Raw genomic sequence first — 17,285 nt, 5'->3', positions numbered from 1 at the left:
ATAGTGACTATAGTACAAGTATTTAAAACGACATTTCGTGTCGTTCATATGGTTTACTCCAGTCGCTTATATCCTCGTGCTGAACCACGAGGTTTTTCGCTCCAGTGGATAAAAATAAAGATTTTCTATCTGTACAATCTCGTTAGAATACTCACAGCTTATCTTAGAGAATTGTCATGTCTAAACCACAGCAAAAGCAAAAAAACTCAGCCTTGGCAGAGTTGATAGAAGAACAAAAACTGCTCTGTGAAGAATTTGGTTCAGCCTATATTGCTGTGAGTGGCGATGATGTTGTCGCAGTTGCAGTCCAGACCTTAAATAAAGATCCACTTGTGGGCTTGCGTAAAGCGCCAGAAGGTGAAGAAAAAGTCGCGTGGTACATTTATGGCGGTGAATTGGGTGAAGATGACGTGAACTTTGAAACCATGCCTGTACGCGAGCTACAAGATATTTTGCCCGATGTGCTTCCATACTTGGCTTTAGAACAAGGCTACCGCTTTATGATTGATGCTGATGACTATGAAGATGTCTGGAAAGAAGGCGATGAGTCTTAAGCCTATGCGCATGTCGAACATGGCAAAAATATCGGTGAGCATTATGCTTGGACTGCAAAGTCTGAGCGTAATGGCACAAGGTATTCAAGCGCAGCAGTTGGCACTTGAAGCATCATCGACGCCTATTACAATCCAACACGCAGTCGATGGATTGACCCAAACGCAATATCAAGATTTGTTAAATCAATACACGCAAATTGTGAATGACAGCAAAAAAATACTGGATGACCCAGCTAGCCAAGCAACGGCAGAACAACAAAAACAGGCATTTTGTGCACGCTATCACGCCTATAAAAATATTGCTGAAATTTCCGAGCACAATCCAAACTTGTATCCTGCACCTGTGATGTTAATGGTGGCAAAGCGTTATTTAGAACAGCAGCACAACAGTTTCACGGCTTCAGGTATGACTGAACAAGTTTTTTGTGCAGGAGCTACATCTAAATAGTGTGATCTGCCTTATAAGTGAATAGCAAATTTAAAGATTGAAGATGCAGGCGTATAAAACCCCAAAAACTGGGGATTCCTTTTAAGCAGATTGTGAAGTCATACTTCATTTTTTATCAATTTTCATGCAAAACTAACTTTGCAAAGACTGTAGAATCTTTTAACTTGCAGGTAGTGAACTGAGGGATAGGCGACATAGATGAAATGGGATGAAATTGGCGAGCAGCCTTGTTCGATTGCACGAACCTTGTCGGTGATTGGTGACCGTTGGACGATGCTGATTATTCGTAATGCCTTTATGGGCATGCGTCGCTTTGATGATTTTCAACAACATTTGGGCGTAACGCGGCATGTATTGTCAGATCGTTTAAAGCGTTTGGTGGAACATGAAATTTTAGTCAAAGTGCCTTATGTAGAGCGCCAAGAACGTTTTGAATATAAATTGACAGAGAAGGGCTTGGAGCTTTATCCCTTAATGCTGTCTATGGCAAATTGGGCAGATAAATGGATGGATCAAGGTTTAGGTAAGCCTGTGGAATACATCCATAAAAATTGTGCTAAGACGTTTCAACCTGTCGTGGTATGTTCGGAATGTGGTGAAGAACTGCATGCCAAGCAAGTAAAACCACATTTTACCCCAGTGTATTATCAGTACATCCAAGCACAGCAGAATTTAAAACAAGCCTAAATCAGTGCTGTATTAATCAGCAACAGTTTGTCTATAAGCAGTTGGCTGGTTTAGGAATACCCGCTAAACGACTTAAATGCCGTGCCACCAAACCTGTATTAAATTTTTCCTGCAAAACAGCGTTGTTAATCTCTGGGCTTACAGTTTTCATTAAAAATTTGATTAAAGGACGCGTTGCAGGTGAGTGTCCAAATTGCTGATAAAATTGGCGTACAGCGTGCAAAACTTCAAAATGCCAAGCTGTGAGTTCAAGCTCTAAACTTTGCGCCAATTCTTGCGCCACTTGTTCATTCCAGACAGTGTAATCCAGCAAATGTCCATCTTGATCTAATTCTAGTGTCATCTCTTGTTTCATTCACCCTTAAAAATGCTTTGCATTGGTTTCATATCATTACGGCTTGCTATTTTAAGCTGATACAGCGCTGATGTGCTAAACACAGCGTTGCAAAAGCTGCATAATTAATCGGCTGTACATTTTCCGCCAAATGACCATTCAATATTTCTGCATCATTTTCCAGTACATATATTTTGTCTAGCTGGGCACAGAGTGGATGTTGCTGATGCAATACCGCATCACCCATAAGTACAACGCTGTCTTGCGGAGCATACAAGGCATTTAGCTCTGCTAAAATTGTTGCGGTGCTATCAAAGCTCGCTTGGATTAAATATAAATTTGCGTCAGACATGCTTTTCTCTTTAGATGTTTAGATATGGTCAAATGATCAATCAGATTGTTAAACCACCGATCAACCTACCAATATAAAACCCGATCAAAGGTTTGAATCAGCTCCCGATTCAGTTCCACCCATTCAATTTCATGTACCGTATTTTTGATAAACGGCGAGTTAGCATGTTTATTTTCAATCAAAATTGGGCTGAGGTCATAAAACTCAAAGCTATCGACCAAATTGGATGCCACTTTAAAAGCATGTTTTAGTGAATCAAATGCCAGTTCCGACTGTAATAGGCTTAATGCCGCATCTTGTAATAACACTTTGACTTCACAACCAAAAGTTGCCAGTACCATTGTTGCAGACAAGCTTTCATGCACTTGTAAGCTGTTTAAATTGGCCTGACGTAAAACCACGAGTACAGTTTTCACACAATTTACCTTTTAAATGCAACAGATTTACAAAATGAATCGCTTAAAATTGAATCAGGCGTTCTGTGCTTTGCACTGCATCGGCCAGTTCGCCCAAGCCAACCAATTCAAAGCCTGCGGCTAAATTGTGTTGGCTCAGTTGATGGCGTTTGGCATTGTCTGCATCGCTAATACCACGTGCCAGTGCGGCACTTACACATACGGGTAAACGAATAGACAATTTTTGCCATTCTGTTTTGAGGTTGCGTTGATCATCGGGTACCCATTGCAACTCATTCGCTACAGCAACGCCATCTTGATAAAAAAACACACGAAAAGCCTCATTTTTCTGTTGTAAGGCTTGAGCAAGACCGAGTGCATGCCATGCATGAATAGAGGTTGGTGCGGAGGTTATTAGTAATAAGGTGCTCATCAAAATTCACTAATGCAATGTGCCAAGGCGCATTCAGACTTTATAAAAAAGGTAGTATAAATGATTTTAGTGACTGGTGGTTTAGGCTTTATAGGCTCACACATTGCATTAAGCCTAATGGCTCAAGGGCAAGAGGTCATTATTGTAGATAATTTATCCAATGCAAGTATGCAGACCTTAGAGCGACTTGAATATATTGCAGGGCGTTATGTGCCTTTTGCCAAATTAGATGTAAGAAACACGCCTGCGCTGAACAAAGTCTTTGAACAATATTCGATTACTGCGGTGGTGCATTGTGCAGGGTTTAAATCTTTAGAAGAATCGGTGCTTAAACCACTGGAATATTATAACGATAACGTCAGTTGTATTATGAGTTTATTGCGTTCTATGCAACGTACAGGCGTGCGTCGTTTGGTGCATCTTTCAAGTATCGCGGTCTATGGTAAGTCGGGATTGAGTCTGGAAGAAAGCCAGAGCTTTAATTACACCTATGCCAATCCGTATGTAAAATCTCAGCAGATGGTTGAAGAAATCATCCAAGATACTTTTAGAACCGACAATGAATGGAATATCGCTATTTTGCGCTTGAGTAATATTGCTGGCGCGTTTGAACACGGTATTTTAGGCGAAGTCGTTGCTCCATTACCTAAAAATATTATTCCTTTGGCGATGCAAGTCGCAGTACAGCAGCGTGAAGCGATTGAGCTACGTCAGCAAGCCAATACTGCAGATCAAACCGCAGAACGAAGCTTTGTACACGTACTCGATGCCTGTGAAGCCGTAATCGCAAGTCTGCATTGGTTATTTCAGCAAACACATAGCTGTGAAGCCTTTAATATTGCAGGAGAAGTGGTTTCAATTCAGCAATTACTTGCACGTATTAGTGAAGTGACTGACACTGAGATTGCTACAGTTCCTGCAATTCATTATGAATATCCTGAGTTGGATCAGTTGGGTGCAGTCGTAGATAAAGCACAACAGTATTTACACTGGCAGCCAAAACGTAGTCTGGAAAAAATGCTAGAAGATGAATGGCATTTTTATCAAAATACGCTCAAGCATTAAAAGCAGCGCTATAAAATTCGTTGAAAGGCGATTCACGAAGCCTCATAGCTGAAACAGATACAATGCAACGGAATTATTGATAATAATTATCATTTACTTGATTGTCTGGTTTTTATAAGATCAATATAAGAATACATGACATCATAACGAAATCACGAGGGAATGAGGCTGAACATGCAAACACGTATTGAACATGACACCATGGGTGAAGTTGAAGTTCCGAATGACGCGCTTTGGGGCGCACAAACTCAGCGTAGCTTACAAAATTTCAAAATTGGCAATGAGCGTTTACCACGCGCCATGATTCGCGCTATGGGTTTGGTTAAAAAAGCTGCGGCAATCACCAATGCAAACTTAGGGCAAACCCCGCAAGAGTTGGCGCAATACATTGTCGGTGCAGCAGATGAAGTCATTGCAGGGCAGTGGGATAGCCAATTTCCTTTGGTGGTGTGGCAAACAGGTTCGGGTACGCAAAGTAACATGAACTGCAATGAAGTGATTGCCAATATCGCCAATCAAAAACTGGGGAATCCTTTAGGTGCGCAAAAGCCTGTACATCCGAATGATCATGTCAATCGTGCCCAATCGACCAATGATTCTTTTCCAACTGCAATTCATGTAGCAGCGAGTTTGCAAATTAATGAACTGCTCATTCCTGCAGTAAAGGGTTTGCGTGATACGTTGCATGCCAAAAGTGAAGAATTTTCTGAAATTGTCAAAATTGGACGTACACATTTACAAGATGCAACGCCATTAACTTTAGGGCAGGAATTTAGTGGCTATGTATCTCAATTAGATCATAGTTTAAAGCGTTTGGAACAGGCTTTAACAGGCTTGTATGAGTTGCCGCTTGGTGGTACAGCAGTCGGTACAGGCTTAAATGCACATCCTGATTATGCGGTACAGGCAGCGGAGCAATTGGCACAGCTTACAGGCTTAGCTTTTGTGACTGCACCAAATAAGTTTGAGGCTTTGGCAGGGCGTGATGCTGCAGTATTTGCTTCGGGTGCATTAAAAACTTTGGCGGTGAGTTTAAATAAAATTGCCAATGATATTCGCTGGTTAGCCAGTGGCCCGCGTTGTGGTTTTGGTGAGTTGCGTATTCCAGAAAATGAACCTGGTTCAAGTATTATGCCGGGTAAGGTTAATCCAACACAAAGCGAAGCAATGACCATGGTAGTTGCACAGGTATTGGGCAATGACACCACAATTAACGTGGCTGGTGCATCGGGCAATTTTGAGCTGAATGTATTTATGCCAGTAATTGCATATAACTTATTGCAATCTATTCAACTCTTGGGTGATGCATGTAATAGCTTTAATGAGCATTGCGCCGTTGGCATTCAAGCAAACCGTGAAAAAATAGATCACTTTTTGCATGATTCACTCATGTTAGTGACCGCTTTGAATCCTGTAATTGGTTATGAGAATGCAGCGGAGGTGGCAAAAACAGCTTATAAGGAAAATAAAACCTTAAAGCAAGTTGCAGTAGAGCTGAATTTGGTCACAGCAGAGCAGTTTGATGAAGTGGTACGTCCTGAACAGATGATTGCTCCGAATACCAAATAGTCAGTTTTAAGTAAATTGAGAGGTCTGTGTTTGTCTGCTCAAGATGACAGATAAACACAGACTTTGTTTATAAAAATCAGTGAAACTTTGAAGTATTCTTTCTTATTAAAATTATGTTGTGTATAATTACACAATGAACAGCAAAGACATTATTAAGCGTCTTGAGCAGGAAGGCTGGTACAAAGTGGGTGGTAAAGGCGACCATGAAAAGTATAAGCATCCTGAAAAGCCTGGACATGTTGTGGTACCACATCCACGTAAAGATATGCCAATAGGAACTCTACGCAATATATATAAACAGGCTGGTTGGGAGTGGAGGTAAAAATGTTATATCCAGTATATGTTCACAAAGATGAAGATAGCGCATACGGTTTAACCTTTCCTGACTTTGATGGATGCTTTAGCGCAGCAGATGAGATGCAAGATATTCAGCGCATGGCACAGGAAGCGGTTGAAGTTCACTTTGATGGTGAAGATATTCCGTTACCAGAACCATCAAGCCCAGAGCAATGGTTAGGTGATGAGCGATTTGAGGGGGGTTTTTGGTTGTTAGTTGATATTGATACAACAAAAGTAAATACAAAGTCTATTCGTATTAATATCAGCATGCCAGAAGCTTTAGTGAAACGTATTGATGCTGTTGCAAAAAAACAACATTTAAGCCGTTCGGCATTCTTAGCTAAAAGCGCGGAAATGGCGTTGCATTAATCAAGTAAAATATACTAAACCCAGCCTAAATGCTGGGTTTTCTATTGCACTTAATTTGAATGTAGAGGGGTAATTCATCCTAATACGATTTTAAATTTATGTGTTGGTGTAAAGACATAATTTGCATAACGGCAGAATAGGCTGCTACAAGGTGCTATCTAAATGTAATAGTTCAAAACCCGTCATTTAGTCGCATTAACCACTTTTAGATGCTTTCTTTTATGTCCGTTCCTTATTCAACTTACATTGATTAAGCTGCCATAATTGCTAGAATACGCAATACTTCAAAATACTGTTTTGCTAAAGTTTTGCATTTATTTTGCAAAATTTAATTTTTTTATCAGCAATTCAATATCTTAACTACGGAAATTTTCAATGCTCTCAATTTATTTAACAGATGTTCAGCAACACGTGCAATTTAAAGATTACCCGGGTGAGCAGCCTGTTAAATTTATCTTGAATTTTAAAAAGATTTTTCCAAGTGTAATGGAGCTTTTACTACCTGTATTGCCTGAAAATGAAAATCTGGAAGAAATGACGTGGGAATCAACCACTGCAGATTTAGAGTTATTTAAATTGCTGCTCAGTGGGTGGGGCGTGATTGAATTACGTTTAAATGCGCTCAGTCAGTTCAAGGGCAAGACATTTGCAGATCAGTTAGTGAAACAAGCCCAACAAAAACGTAAAGATTTCGCCAAAGCACAACAACAATTACAAACTGTGGAGCTAGATTACTTATTTATGCATGAAACACATGCCTTAATTGATGCTGAATTGGTAGAAGTAGGTGAAAAGTTCTATTTGCCAATTTTGCGTGATTTATGGAAAGGCAAAGTATCTACAAAAGTATTGGAAGCGAAGTTTTAAGAACAAACCCATATTAAAAAGCTGTCTCGGCGGCTTTTATTTTTTATAGAATCATACAAGACGATTAGCAACCACTTGCAAATTCAAGATTAATTCAAAATAGCCTAAGCAAAGATTTTAGAAATTTCCTCTCTTAAAAAATAATGCCTTGAATTTTCCTGTAAATCTTTATGCCAATACATCCCCATATTAATTACAGGCAAGTCTACAGGCACATCAAAAATATTCAATTTTTGGCTCATATTCAAATGCTTTAAAATCATTTTAGGAATAGTTAGTATGGCTTGAGGATGCTGCTGTAAAATCTGTAACGCCGTAGAATAGTGCTGACAACGTAAAAAAACCTGCCGTGATAATTGCTTTTGATGCAAATAAATATCTTCTAGCAACATACCAGTACGCCGTGATGAAACCCCAATATGCGCAGAAGATAAATACAGAGCGGTATTCATTTCTTGTTGCGAACTACAGACCACAAATTGGTCTTGAACTAAAGATTGAAACTGAATTTTATCGCCAAAGTTTTGTTCTAAATCAATTACAAAATCAATTTGTTGTGTTGCTAAATCTGCCAAAACCGTTTTGCGGTCTAATTTGTGGCTCAGAAATTGAATATCCAAGTTCAACTTTTGAAAATGCGCCACCAATTTAGGAAAAATAATCGGTTCAATTTCATCATGGATAGCAATTTTGAGCGATTGCAACATATTCGGCTCAAATTGCTGTTTCTGTATAGCAATACTTTGAATCGCCAACAAGGCATTTTTAATAGTCGGATAAATTTGCTCGGCAAAAGGCGTAGGCAGCATTTTATTGCCACTTCGCACCAGTAAATCATCTTGTAAATGTTGTCTTAAACGCTGCAAAGCATGACTGGCGGCAGATTGGCTAATACACAAAATTTGTGCAGCTTTGGAAATACTGCGCTGCTCATAAATTGCAACAAACATCGGGTATAAATTGATGTCTAAACGATGAAAAACGGTAAGATCAACTTTTGCATTGTTATGAACATGATTCATAGTGTTTTATTGAATTAAATCATTTTGTTCATATTACTTTTCAAGTTAAGGTGTTGTAAAGCAATGAATACAATATTTTAAGGGATTTGAACCATGTTTGAGCTATCTGCACGCGCCAAAGACTATATAGAACGTACCAAAGCCTTTATTGCCAAAGAAATTGAGCCGATTGAAGCTGAATTCTGGGCAGAGGTTCACGAATTAAATCAGGGTGGTGACTGGACTAAATGGCAATGGCCAGCACAATTAGAACAATTAAAAGCCAAAGCCAAAGCTGCAGGTTTATGGAATATGTTTTTACCTTGTCCAGAATTAGGACAAGGTTTGTCGGTACAAGAATATGCACACATTGCAGAGTTGAGTGGACGCAGTTTGATTGCGCCAACCGTATTTAACTGTAATGCACCCGACAGCGGCAACATGGAAGTTTTATGGCGCTATGGTTCTGAAGCACAAAAGGCAGAATGGCTGACACCGCTGCTTGAAGGTAAAATTCGTTCTGTGTTTTGTATGACTGAACCTGCAGTGGCTTCAAGTGATGCGACCAATATGCAGGCAACAGCAGTCGTAGACGGCGATGAAATTGTCTTGAATGGTCGTAAATGGTGGTCTTCAGGTTTGGGCGATCCAAATGCCAAAATTATTATTTTTATGGCGCATACACCCGATGAAACCAAAGACCGTCATCATCAACACTCTATGGTTTTAGTCCCTGTGGATACTGCGGGCGTTAAAATTCAACGCATGTTACCTGTATTTGGTGATTACGACGCGCCACACGGTCATGGCGAAGTCAGTTTTGATAACGTGCGTGTGCCTGTTGCCAACTTTATTGGCGGTGCAGGACAAGGTTTTGAAATTGCACAAGGTCGTTTAGGTCCGGGGCGTATTCACCATTGTATGCGTTGTATTGGTGCAGCCGAAAAATCTTTGGAGTTGATGATTGACCGTGGCATGAGTCGTACCGCATTTGGCAAGGAAATTCTGAAACTCGGTGGCAATTTGGAGCGTGTAGCGGAAGCACGTGTGGCGATTGACCAAGCACGTTTATTAACTCTCTATGCAGCCTATAAAATGGATACTTTAGGCAATATGGCAGCACTTACCGAAATTTCTGCCATTAAAGTGGTTGCACCAAGTGTCTTGGAAAAAGTAGTTGATATGGCGATGCAGATTCATGGTGGTGCAGGCGTATCTAGAGATACACCGTTGACAGGTTTCTTTGCCCAAGCGCGTAGTTTACGTCTTGCCGATGGACCAGACGAAGTACACAAAGGCATGATTGCCAAACTTGAGTTGGCTAAACGTGGTTATCGTAGCAGCCGCAAAAAATAAGTCAGTTGCGAATTTTTTATTGTGTCGCTTGGTAGTGTATTCGGCAATATTTCTGATATTGCCGATACATCTCAAGAGAACACGGAAAATCTATGTTAGATTAAAAAAATTGGAAAATTAGGGAAAAATAATGTCAGTTATTGATGTAGGCGGCACAGTACGCGAAGGCGAAGAACTCGATATTCAGGCAGTGACAGCATGGTTAAAACAACAAAATGTCGATGTCGTAGAACCTGTAGAAGTCACACAATATTCAGGCGGTGCATCGAACTGGACATATCGCCTTAAGTACAGCAATGCTGATTTAATTTTGCGTCGTCCGCCCAAAGGTACTAAAGCTAAATCTGCACATGACATGGCGCGTGAATATCATGTGCAAAAGAATTTAGCCCCGTTTTATCCTGTGTTACCTGAAATGGTGGCGTTGTGTCAGGATGAAGCTGTAATTGGCTGCGATTTTTACGTGATGCAACGTATTGAAGGCATTATCCCACGTGCAAAATTGCCACCAGAGCTTGATTTTAGCGAAACTCAAGTACATGAACTTTGTGTAAATGTCATTGATAAACTGATTGAGCTGCATCAAGTACCTTATGCAGGAACTGAGCTAGAAAAATTAGGGAAAGGTGATGGTTATTGCCGACGTCAGGTAGAAGGTTGGGATGCACGCTATGCCAAAGCACATACCATCAACGTACCATCTTTTAAATATGTGCGTAAATGGTTGTTAGACCATATTCCTGCAGATTCAAAAACCTGCATTATTCATAATGACTGGCGTTTTGATAATGTGATTTTAGACCCGAAACATCCGACTCAAGTGATTGGCGTTTTGGACTGGGAAATGGCAACACTGGGCGATCCACTCATGGATTTAGGCTCGGCTTTGGCATATTGGGTTGAAGATACCGATAATCAAATTTTTAAAGCCACCCGTCGTCAACCAACGCACTTAAAAGGCATGTTCACACGTCAGCAAGTGGTGGACTATTATTTGCAAAAAACAGGCTTGAGCACCGATAACTGGACATTCTATGAAGTGTTTGGAATTTTCCGTTTAGCGGTGATCGCCCAGCAAATTTATTATCGTTATTTCCACAAGCAAACCAATAATCCTGCATTTAAGGATTTCTGGATTGTCATTCATGCTTTGCATATTCGTGCCTTAAAGTTAATTGGTTTACAAAAACTGGAAGCAAATGAACTAGCACAAAAATATATCGCCAAATTTAAGGAATTGATGCCGAAATGACCACCATTTATTTAATTCGTCATGGGCAAGCATCTTTTGGGGCAGAAAGTTATGATCAACTTTCGCCTAATGGTGAGTTACAAGCCAAATTGCTCGGACGTTATTTTGATCGCATTTTAAAAGAAGCACCCTATGTGGTGGCTGGTTCAATGCAGCGCCATCAGCAAACTGCACAACTGGCTTTGGCAGAATGTTTTCCTGAGGTCGAAATTCATACCGACAGTGCATGGAACGAGTTTAATCATCAACAGGTTTTCGCGCAGTATGAACCGCGTTTTAATCAACCTGAATTGATGAAAGAAGATGTCGCCAAAGAGGTCAATCCTCGTGCATATTTGGCAAAAATTTTTGAAGGTGCGATAGAACGCTGGACGGGCGGTGAATATCACCATGAATATGAAGAATCTTGGCCGCATTTTAAACAGCGTGTCGAAGATGCATTGCAGCATTTATGTGATGACTTAGCCCAAAAACAACCACGATATGCTGTGGTATTTACTTCTGGTGGTGTGATTTCTGTGGCTGCAGGTAAAATTTTAGGCTTAACGCCCAATAAAACCTTTGCATTGAACTGGGCAATTACTAACTCAAGTATCACCACTTTACGTTTGGTCGGCAGTGAACCACAACTGTTAAGCTTGAATGAACATCATTTTATTAAAGCTGAAAACTCAAATTTATTGACTTGGATTTAAGGATCAAACCATGACAAAAACAATTCTAATTACAGGTGCAAGTTCAGGTATTGGTGCGGGTATGGCACGTGAATTTGCTCAAATGGGTTATAACCTTGCAATTTGCGCCCGACGTTTAGAGCGTTTGGAAACGCTGAAACAAGAACTGGAAAGCCAGTTTGGTATTCGTGTTATTGCAAAAACGCTGGATGTCACCAATTATGATCAGGTGTTTCAGGTGTTTCGTGAATTTAAACAAGACTTTGGACAAATTGACCGCATTATTGTCAATGCAGGCGTGGGCGAAGGACGTCGCATTGGTAAAGGTAATTTTGCCATCAACAAAGCCACAGTAGAAACCAACTTTATTTCAGCTTTGGCGCAGTGTGAAGCCGCGGTTGAAATTTTCCGTGAGCAAAACTCAGGGCATTTGGTGATGATTTCATCTATGAGTGCCATTCGTGGTATGCCAAAACATCTTACTGCTTACGGTGCAAGTAAAGCTGCAGTAGCACATTTAGCAGAAGGAATTCGTGCAGAATTAATTGATACACCTATTCAAGTTACGACTATTTTCCCTGGTTATATTCGTACCGAAATCAACGAAGGTGCAAAAAAACTGCCTTTTGAAGTTGATGAAAAAACAGGTTCACGCTTACTTGCTGCAGAAATTGAAAAAGCGCCAATTAAAGCCTATGTACCTAAATGGCCATGGTTGCCATTGGGCTTAGCTATGAAAGTTTTACCATTAAAATTGGTCAATAAACTCGGCTAAATAGCAGCGATATCATAGTATTTGAATAGCATCCTGAAATTTAAAGCTGATGATGAATGCAATCACTTTAAATGACACGATGCTATTTTTATATTTGAGTCTCTACTTTTGTTTGGGTTTAAAATTTGTATTTTCGGTTTTCGTATTTAAGAGTGAAATGTGATGTGGCTTAGAACAGCAACCCTTGCCTTAATTCCCGCTTTGGTGATTCAGGGAAGTCGTGTTAAAAAGAACACGATCCGATTGCCTGAAGCCGAAGGCGCACGAGAAGGTATTACAGGGCAAGGGCAAACGCTGTCATTATTGATTTTAGGCGATTCTGCCGCTGCAGGCGTTGGGGTAGCACATCAAAATGATGCGCTTTTAGGTGCGGTGATTTCTGCTTTGCAGCATCAGTACCAAGTACATTGGCGTTTAGAGGCGCAGTCTGGAGATACTACCTCACAAGTCATTCAAAAAACGAAAAAACTGGTAAATCAAAAATATGATGTTGTGGTTACTTCTGTTGGTGCCAACGATGTAACACGCTTAATGTCGGCACAGACTTGGATTAAACAACAGCAACATTTTTATCAACTTATTCAAGCGAAATTCCAACCTGAATTAATCATTGCTACGGGGGTTCCACCAATGCATTTATTTCCCGCATTGCCCAATCCATTATCTTGGCTATTTGGACAATACGCAAAACAAATGAACTTACAATTAGAAAAAATGATTGCACAACAAGAAGATATGCAGTGGATTGAATATGATATTCGAAAATATCAATCCATGAATTTAGAAATGGCAAAAGATGGTTTTCATCCAAGTAAAGAAATTTACCAAATTTGGGGCAAAGAAGTCGCGGAGATGATTTTAGAACGGTTTTAGGTAGAATTCTTATGATGTGAAGCTTGGTAATGCGTATAAAAAAGCCCGCTAAATGCGGGCTTTTGCTTAACTTAACTTTGTTTATTAATAGCTTGGAGCGGACATCCAAGTCTTATTAGATATGACTTCAGAGCATGGAGATGTGCTTGCTACAGGCGATTGACTTAACTTAATTAAAGTCGCTGCTTGTAACTCCATTTCTTTTGCTTTTTCCAAAGACAGGCTCGAATAAGCCAAAGCTACAGAGGCACAATTTGCCCACGTGTGAACATTGTTACTGTCTGATTCCGCAAGTTTAAAATATTTATCAGCAAGAGCTTTCATTTGATTGCTTTTACCATCATTTGAGGCTGATTGAACCTTTGGTGCTGAAGATTTCAAAGTTAGGATAGTCGACGAGTTTGGAACGCCTGGTTTAAAAGCTTCTAAAGTTTTATCGTCCAACACGCGCATACCATAGGTGATATTGTTTGTAGGATTCGTAAAAATATAATCGCCAGAACTATTCTTTAGGTAGGTTGATGTCTTATTCGGCTCAACAATTACAAGTTTGTTTTCTTCAAATCTCGCATCAATTGAATAATATCCATTTTGAATAGAATATGTTCCATTAGTCGCAGCAAATGTACACATGGATATAAATGAAAACACGATTAGTCCAACTATATTTTTTTTCATTTTTGCGTCCCTTTATAGCATTGTTCTTAAATTAATCTACGATCCTTTCAAAAGACATCCCAATATTGGGAGTATCCCTATTTAAATAGTCTTGCTATATATGAATTTTTAAGCAGCATTTCAGAGTTAATTTTTTAAGGGGAATTAAAGATGAAGACTTCAAAATTATTTGCAGCTATGACTATGTGTTTTTCAATTTTTGGATCCACTCAAGTAATAGCTGATGACTCTCCTAATACAGCACTTGCAGTTTGTTGGGAGACCAATTCAGGTAAATATCAATGTGATGGACCAACACAAAGACTATCAACCTCCTATACGACATTATCAGAAGCCTTGAGCTTATCTGGTTGTTCTACTGGAAGAGCGATACAAACCAATTATCTGACACATGCAAGAACTGGCCGTCAGTATGCAACAGTTTACACCTGCAACTACACACTGAAACCAGGTAACACTGCCTCATATACTACCAACAGAGATGTGCGTGGTTGGTGGGATGGTATTATTTATTAATTTCTTTTTATTAAAAAAGCCCGCTGATTGCGGGCTTCTTTTTAACATTTTACAAGTTTTGTGCTAGCTAATGGCAATATGTACAATCCATTGCGCTCTTTGAAAAGCGTTACATTCATCAATACTGGTTTTTGTTGCTGATCACCATCTTCATCGTAATATGGCGCATACCATCCTGCAGTTGGTAGAGCTTTGTTGTGCATCCAGTCATCTTCTATAAAAATAGGTTTAAATGTAAAGCTTGATTCCGCATAACTCCCCTCAATAAGCTTTGGAGTAACATTTACAAGGAGCATAAAGTCCCCGTTAGGCTCTTTAGTTTTGCATGTGCGGACGCTATCACCCCAGAGTCCAATATACTCATTTGGAATTGAATTAATTTCTTTTGCCGATGCCCAAGTAGAAAAGAAAAATAAAGCCAAGATAATGAATTTCATAATGTCTATTTATGTGATTAATGATCGCGTGAGAGTATACACCTTGTGGCTTGAATTATTGGAAATCTATAGTAATTCTAGAAGGAATGAACCGTACCGGGTTTGTCGGAGAGTCAATATTCTGAGAGACTATCCCGATGATAAGACCAAGTATCTCTTGGATCATGGCTACAAACCTACAGATATTGATCGAATGAATCGCATGAAACATAACTCAAATCTACCCAAATAGATAAAGAAATACTTGGGGAAAATGATGTTTAAATTATTGTTGTCTATATTTGGGCTAAATTGTGCTGTAGAAATACGTTGTGAGATAGGTGAGGAGCAGATCGTAGCAAAAATAAAATAAAGAATAAAAAATGCCCGCTGATGCGGGCTTTTATTTTTCAGTACTAAATGTCCAAATGGCACTTTAGTTGACAAATCTCTGTTTTAGTCCAAAAAGTTGGTTGACAAATTCACAATTTAGTCCTATTTTAATTTTAACCAACATCTCAAAATTAATTTTGGACTAATTTATATGACAGAAACAAAGTTGCATCCTCCATCGGCTTTTGAGCCCTTACTAACAGATGAAGTGCTTGAATACTTCGCTACCCCAATGCTTGATATTTATTTTGATGTTCACGAAATTTTAAATAGTGAAAATGATAATAACTATACTCGCGGTACAGCGATATTTGGCCGTACGTATGAACAATTTAAAAAATTAATCGTATCACAGGACTGTCCTGTAGAAGTTCACTTAAAAGATGGGACGTTTAGATTCGTTTTTCAAATTGGTTATGCGCAAATTGGTTTCTGTAAAGGCGACTTTACGGATCCCAAATCATTAAAATTAAGAAAATATACACCTGCAAATTATGACCTATTTCAGGTTGATAATAACCAGCCTGTGATTTGGAAGTTCATTCTGAATGCGCCAAAGTCAGAGGAAGAAGAAGCATTTGTTGAATTTGTTGGCTTTAATTTAGCCACAGTGCCTGTTGCTTATTGGCGATCTAATGACAATCTGGATGGTAATAAGTTACATTTAGTAGATCCAATTACTCCAGAACCTATTCATTTAGATGCACCATCAGTTGGAGATCCTGATGAAGATGATCTTCAATACGAAGATTTGGATACCAAATTTAAATAGTAGTAGCAAGCAATGTCATTATGAACACGCCTTTTAATGGATTAGAACTAAAACTTCTGAGACAGTTTAATCAACTGTCTTTAGAGGAGTTAGGTCAGCACCTTGAGTGCACACGGCAGTATGTTCACAAAGTTGAGACAGGGCAGACCATGCCAAGTTCTCAATTTATTCAACAAGCTGCCGCATACTTTAATGTTCCCGTAGGGCTATTTACTCATTTAAAACCTGTCTTACAGGAAGAGCAAATCCACTTTAGAAGCCTAAGATCTACAAAAGTAGCAACAAAACAAGTTGTTATTGCTCGTGGAGAATATATTAAGCGATTGACTGAATATCTGGATTCTAAACTTAGATTGCCTAAATATGATATTCAGGCTTCTGATCGGTCTATTTCTATTGAAGCGATAGCAGAACAGTGTCGTGCTGATTGGGGGCTTGGTTTAGGTCCAATTAGCAATATGATTCGTCTTTGTGAAACTCATGGAATCGTAGTAACGACATTTTCTTCTGTATCAAAAGAAGTAGATGCCTTATCTTTAGCAACAAAGCGACCTATTTTTGTACGTAATGAAGCAAAAGAAAGTGAATGTCGCCAGCGCTTTGACCTTGCTCATGAGCTTGGACATTTAGTTCTTCATGATGGTACGGTGACAGGCGATCGTCTTACTGAATCAGAGGCAAATCAATTTGCTTCGGCACTGTTAATTCCACAAACAATGATGCGAACTCATTTCCCTACATGGTTTAAAGGTGGTCGTTATAACTGGGCTAAATTAAGTGAGTTTAAACAGACGTGGAAGGTAAGTAAGGCCGCAATTCTTTACAGAGCCAAGTCTTTGGGTTTATTGACTCAGGAACAATACACCAGTGGTGTAATTGCACTGAGAAAAAATAGTGAATCCATTACTGAAAAAGAAGACTATTTGATTCCTAAGGAAAACCCTGAGCTTCTTCAAACTTGCTTTGCAATGCTCGCAAAAAAGAAAATTTTTGCTGAGGATATTGCTCAAGCTTTGGATGTGAATGTCAGCTTCCTTGAAAATCTTGTTGGAATGGATGTTCCTAAAAAGCCAAGAACTCTTACCATTGTTTAAAAGAAGCGCCTAATGGCGCTTTTATTTTAATGTACGATGTAGATTTGTTATTTGTAAGCAATTGTAATATATT

23 protein-coding genes are annotated in these 17,285 nt (G+C 39.4%); 16 read left to right on the top strand and 7 right to left on the bottom strand.

Annotation, left to right across the window (positions count from 1 at the left end):
- The first annotated feature begins 176 nt into the window (after positions 1-176).
- The 3 genes from VF675_RS12060 to VF675_RS12050 all read left to right on the top strand — a co-directional run bounded on the left by VF675_RS12060 (position 177) and on the right by VF675_RS12050 (position 1,689).
- Positions 177-554 (top strand): immunity protein Imm33 domain-containing protein, encoded by a 378-nt coding sequence (locus VF675_RS12060; RefSeq protein WP_004973545.1) that lies wholly within the window; start codon positions 177-179, stop codon positions 552-554.
- Positions 544-1,002: a hypothetical protein gene (locus tag VF675_RS12055; protein ID WP_440205280.1), complete on the top strand. Its 459-nt coding sequence runs from the start codon at positions 544-546 to the stop codon at positions 1,000-1,002. Before VF675_RS12060 ends, VF675_RS12055 begins: the two co-directional genes overlap by 11 nt.
- Before the next feature lie 198 nt (positions 1,003-1,200).
- On the top strand, positions 1,201-1,689 hold the full coding sequence (locus VF675_RS12050; protein ID WP_004973550.1) for a winged helix-turn-helix transcriptional regulator: 489 nt from the start codon (positions 1,201-1,203) through the stop codon (positions 1,687-1,689).
- Between the two features lie 31 nt (positions 1,690-1,720).
- Here VF675_RS12050 and VF675_RS12045 read toward each other — a convergent pair whose 3' ends face one another.
- The 4 genes from VF675_RS12045 to tusD all read right to left on the bottom strand — a co-directional run bounded on the left by VF675_RS12045 (position 1,721) and on the right by tusD (position 3,203).
- Positions 1,721-2,032, bottom strand: coding sequence for a TusE/DsrC/DsvC family sulfur relay protein (locus tag VF675_RS12045; protein WP_026438386.1), 312 nt, complete (start codon positions 2,030-2,032; stop codon positions 1,721-1,723).
- A gap of 58 nt (positions 2,033-2,090) precedes the next feature.
- Positions 2,091-2,375 carry a DsrH/TusB family sulfur metabolism protein gene (locus VF675_RS12040; protein WP_004973553.1) on the bottom strand — a complete coding sequence of 95 codons (285 nt, stop codon included), beginning with the start codon at positions 2,373-2,375 and terminating at the stop codon, positions 2,091-2,093.
- Between the two features lie 65 nt (positions 2,376-2,440).
- Positions 2,441-2,791 (bottom strand): hypothetical protein, encoded by a 351-nt coding sequence (locus VF675_RS12035; RefSeq protein ID WP_004973555.1) that lies wholly within the window; start codon positions 2,789-2,791, stop codon positions 2,441-2,443.
- A 43-nt stretch (positions 2,792-2,834) separates the two neighbouring features.
- Entirely contained in the window at positions 2,835-3,203 is a 369-nt protein-coding gene (gene tusD, locus VF675_RS12030; protein WP_154320742.1) for a sulfurtransferase complex subunit TusD, read from the bottom strand.
- Positions 3,204-3,263: 60 nt separating this feature from the next.
- On the opposite strand from tusD, the gene VF675_RS12025 reads away from it, so the two are divergent.
- The 5 genes from VF675_RS12025 to VF675_RS12005 all read left to right on the top strand — a co-directional run bounded on the left by VF675_RS12025 (position 3,264) and on the right by VF675_RS12005 (position 7,412).
- Positions 3,264-4,268, top strand: coding sequence for an SDR family NAD(P)-dependent oxidoreductase (locus tag VF675_RS12025; protein ID WP_346813526.1), 1,005 nt, complete (start codon positions 3,264-3,266; stop codon positions 4,266-4,268).
- Positions 4,269-4,442: 174 nt separating this feature from the next.
- Positions 4,443-5,837, top strand: coding sequence for a class II fumarate hydratase (fumC, locus tag VF675_RS12020; protein WP_440205279.1), 1,395 nt, complete (start codon positions 4,443-4,445; stop codon positions 5,835-5,837).
- A gap of 133 nt (positions 5,838-5,970) precedes the next feature.
- On the top strand, positions 5,971-6,159 hold the full coding sequence (locus VF675_RS12015) for a type II toxin-antitoxin system HicA family toxin (RefSeq protein WP_004973562.1): 189 nt from the start codon (positions 5,971-5,973) through the stop codon (positions 6,157-6,159).
- 2 nt (positions 6,160-6,161) lie between these two features.
- On the top strand, positions 6,162-6,545 hold the full coding sequence (locus tag VF675_RS12010) for a type II toxin-antitoxin system HicB family antitoxin (protein WP_004973564.1): 384 nt from the start codon (positions 6,162-6,164) through the stop codon (positions 6,543-6,545).
- A gap of 375 nt (positions 6,546-6,920) precedes the next feature.
- Entirely contained in the window at positions 6,921-7,412 is a 492-nt protein-coding gene (locus tag VF675_RS12005; protein WP_004973565.1) for a hypothetical protein, read from the top strand.
- A 104-nt stretch (positions 7,413-7,516) separates the two neighbouring features.
- Here VF675_RS12005 and VF675_RS12000 read toward each other — a convergent pair whose 3' ends face one another.
- Positions 7,517-8,434: a LysR family transcriptional regulator gene (locus VF675_RS12000; RefSeq protein ID WP_104851971.1), complete on the bottom strand. Its 918-nt coding sequence runs from the start codon at positions 8,432-8,434 to the stop codon at positions 7,517-7,519.
- A 93-nt stretch (positions 8,435-8,527) separates the two neighbouring features.
- On the opposite strand from VF675_RS12000, the gene VF675_RS11995 reads away from it, so the two are divergent.
- The 5 genes from VF675_RS11995 (at position 8,528) to VF675_RS11975 (ending at position 13,343) form a co-directional block, all read left to right on the top strand.
- The gene (locus VF675_RS11995) at positions 8,528-9,769 is read left to right on the top strand and encodes an acyl-CoA dehydrogenase family protein (protein ID WP_004973568.1); all 1,242 of its coding nucleotides are present in this window, start codon (positions 8,528-8,530) and stop codon (positions 9,767-9,769) included.
- Positions 9,770-9,899: 130 nt separating this feature from the next.
- On the top strand, positions 9,900-11,021 hold the full coding sequence (locus VF675_RS11990; protein WP_004973572.1) for a phosphotransferase family protein: 1,122 nt from the start codon (positions 9,900-9,902) through the stop codon (positions 11,019-11,021).
- Positions 11,018-11,716, top strand: coding sequence for a histidine phosphatase family protein (locus tag VF675_RS11985; RefSeq protein ID WP_004973573.1), 699 nt, complete (start codon positions 11,018-11,020; stop codon positions 11,714-11,716). Before VF675_RS11990 ends, VF675_RS11985 begins: the two co-directional genes overlap by 4 nt.
- Positions 11,717-11,726: 10 nt before the next feature.
- On the top strand, positions 11,727-12,470 hold the full coding sequence (locus VF675_RS11980; RefSeq protein ID WP_004973576.1) for an SDR family oxidoreductase: 744 nt from the start codon (positions 11,727-11,729) through the stop codon (positions 12,468-12,470).
- A gap of 162 nt (positions 12,471-12,632) precedes the next feature.
- Positions 12,633-13,343 carry an SGNH/GDSL hydrolase family protein gene (locus VF675_RS11975; protein WP_440205281.1) on the top strand — a complete coding sequence of 237 codons (711 nt, stop codon included), beginning with the start codon at positions 12,633-12,635 and terminating at the stop codon, positions 13,341-13,343.
- An 84-nt stretch (positions 13,344-13,427) separates the two neighbouring features.
- Here the strand turns inward: VF675_RS11975 and VF675_RS11970 are convergent, their stop codons facing one another.
- Positions 13,428-14,021 carry a hypothetical protein gene (locus VF675_RS11970; RefSeq protein ID WP_242757453.1) on the bottom strand — a complete coding sequence of 198 codons (594 nt, stop codon included), beginning with the start codon at positions 14,019-14,021 and terminating at the stop codon, positions 13,428-13,430.
- Between the two features lie 150 nt (positions 14,022-14,171).
- On the opposite strand from VF675_RS11970, the gene VF675_RS11965 reads away from it, so the two are divergent.
- Positions 14,172-14,537, top strand: a complete 366-nt coding sequence (locus VF675_RS11965) for a hypothetical protein (protein WP_323712317.1) — start codon at positions 14,172-14,174, stop codon at positions 14,535-14,537.
- Positions 14,538-14,578: 41 nt separating this feature from the next.
- Here the strand turns inward: VF675_RS11965 and VF675_RS11960 are convergent, their stop codons facing one another.
- Entirely contained in the window at positions 14,579-14,974 is a 396-nt protein-coding gene (locus tag VF675_RS11960; protein ID WP_180061122.1) for a hypothetical protein, read from the bottom strand.
- Between the two features lie 523 nt (positions 14,975-15,497).
- Between VF675_RS11960 and VF675_RS11955 the strand changes: the two genes are divergently transcribed.
- Entirely contained in the window at positions 15,498-16,118 is a 621-nt protein-coding gene (locus VF675_RS11955) for a hypothetical protein (protein ID WP_136144301.1), read from the top strand.
- A gap of 20 nt (positions 16,119-16,138) precedes the next feature.
- Positions 16,139-17,212, top strand: coding sequence for an XRE family transcriptional regulator (locus VF675_RS11950; protein WP_131261387.1), 1,074 nt, complete (start codon positions 16,139-16,141; stop codon positions 17,210-17,212).
- The last annotated feature ends 73 nt before the right edge of the window (positions 17,213-17,285 follow it).

Origin of the sequence: Acinetobacter sp. Lyrl_1, from assembly GCF_051948795.1 — a bacterium.
GTDB classification, from domain to species: Bacteria; Pseudomonadota; Gammaproteobacteria; order Pseudomonadales; family Moraxellaceae; genus Acinetobacter; species Acinetobacter towneri.
Note: the sequence above shows the minus strand (reverse complement) of the source record. Positions and strands in the feature narration are given on the sequence as shown.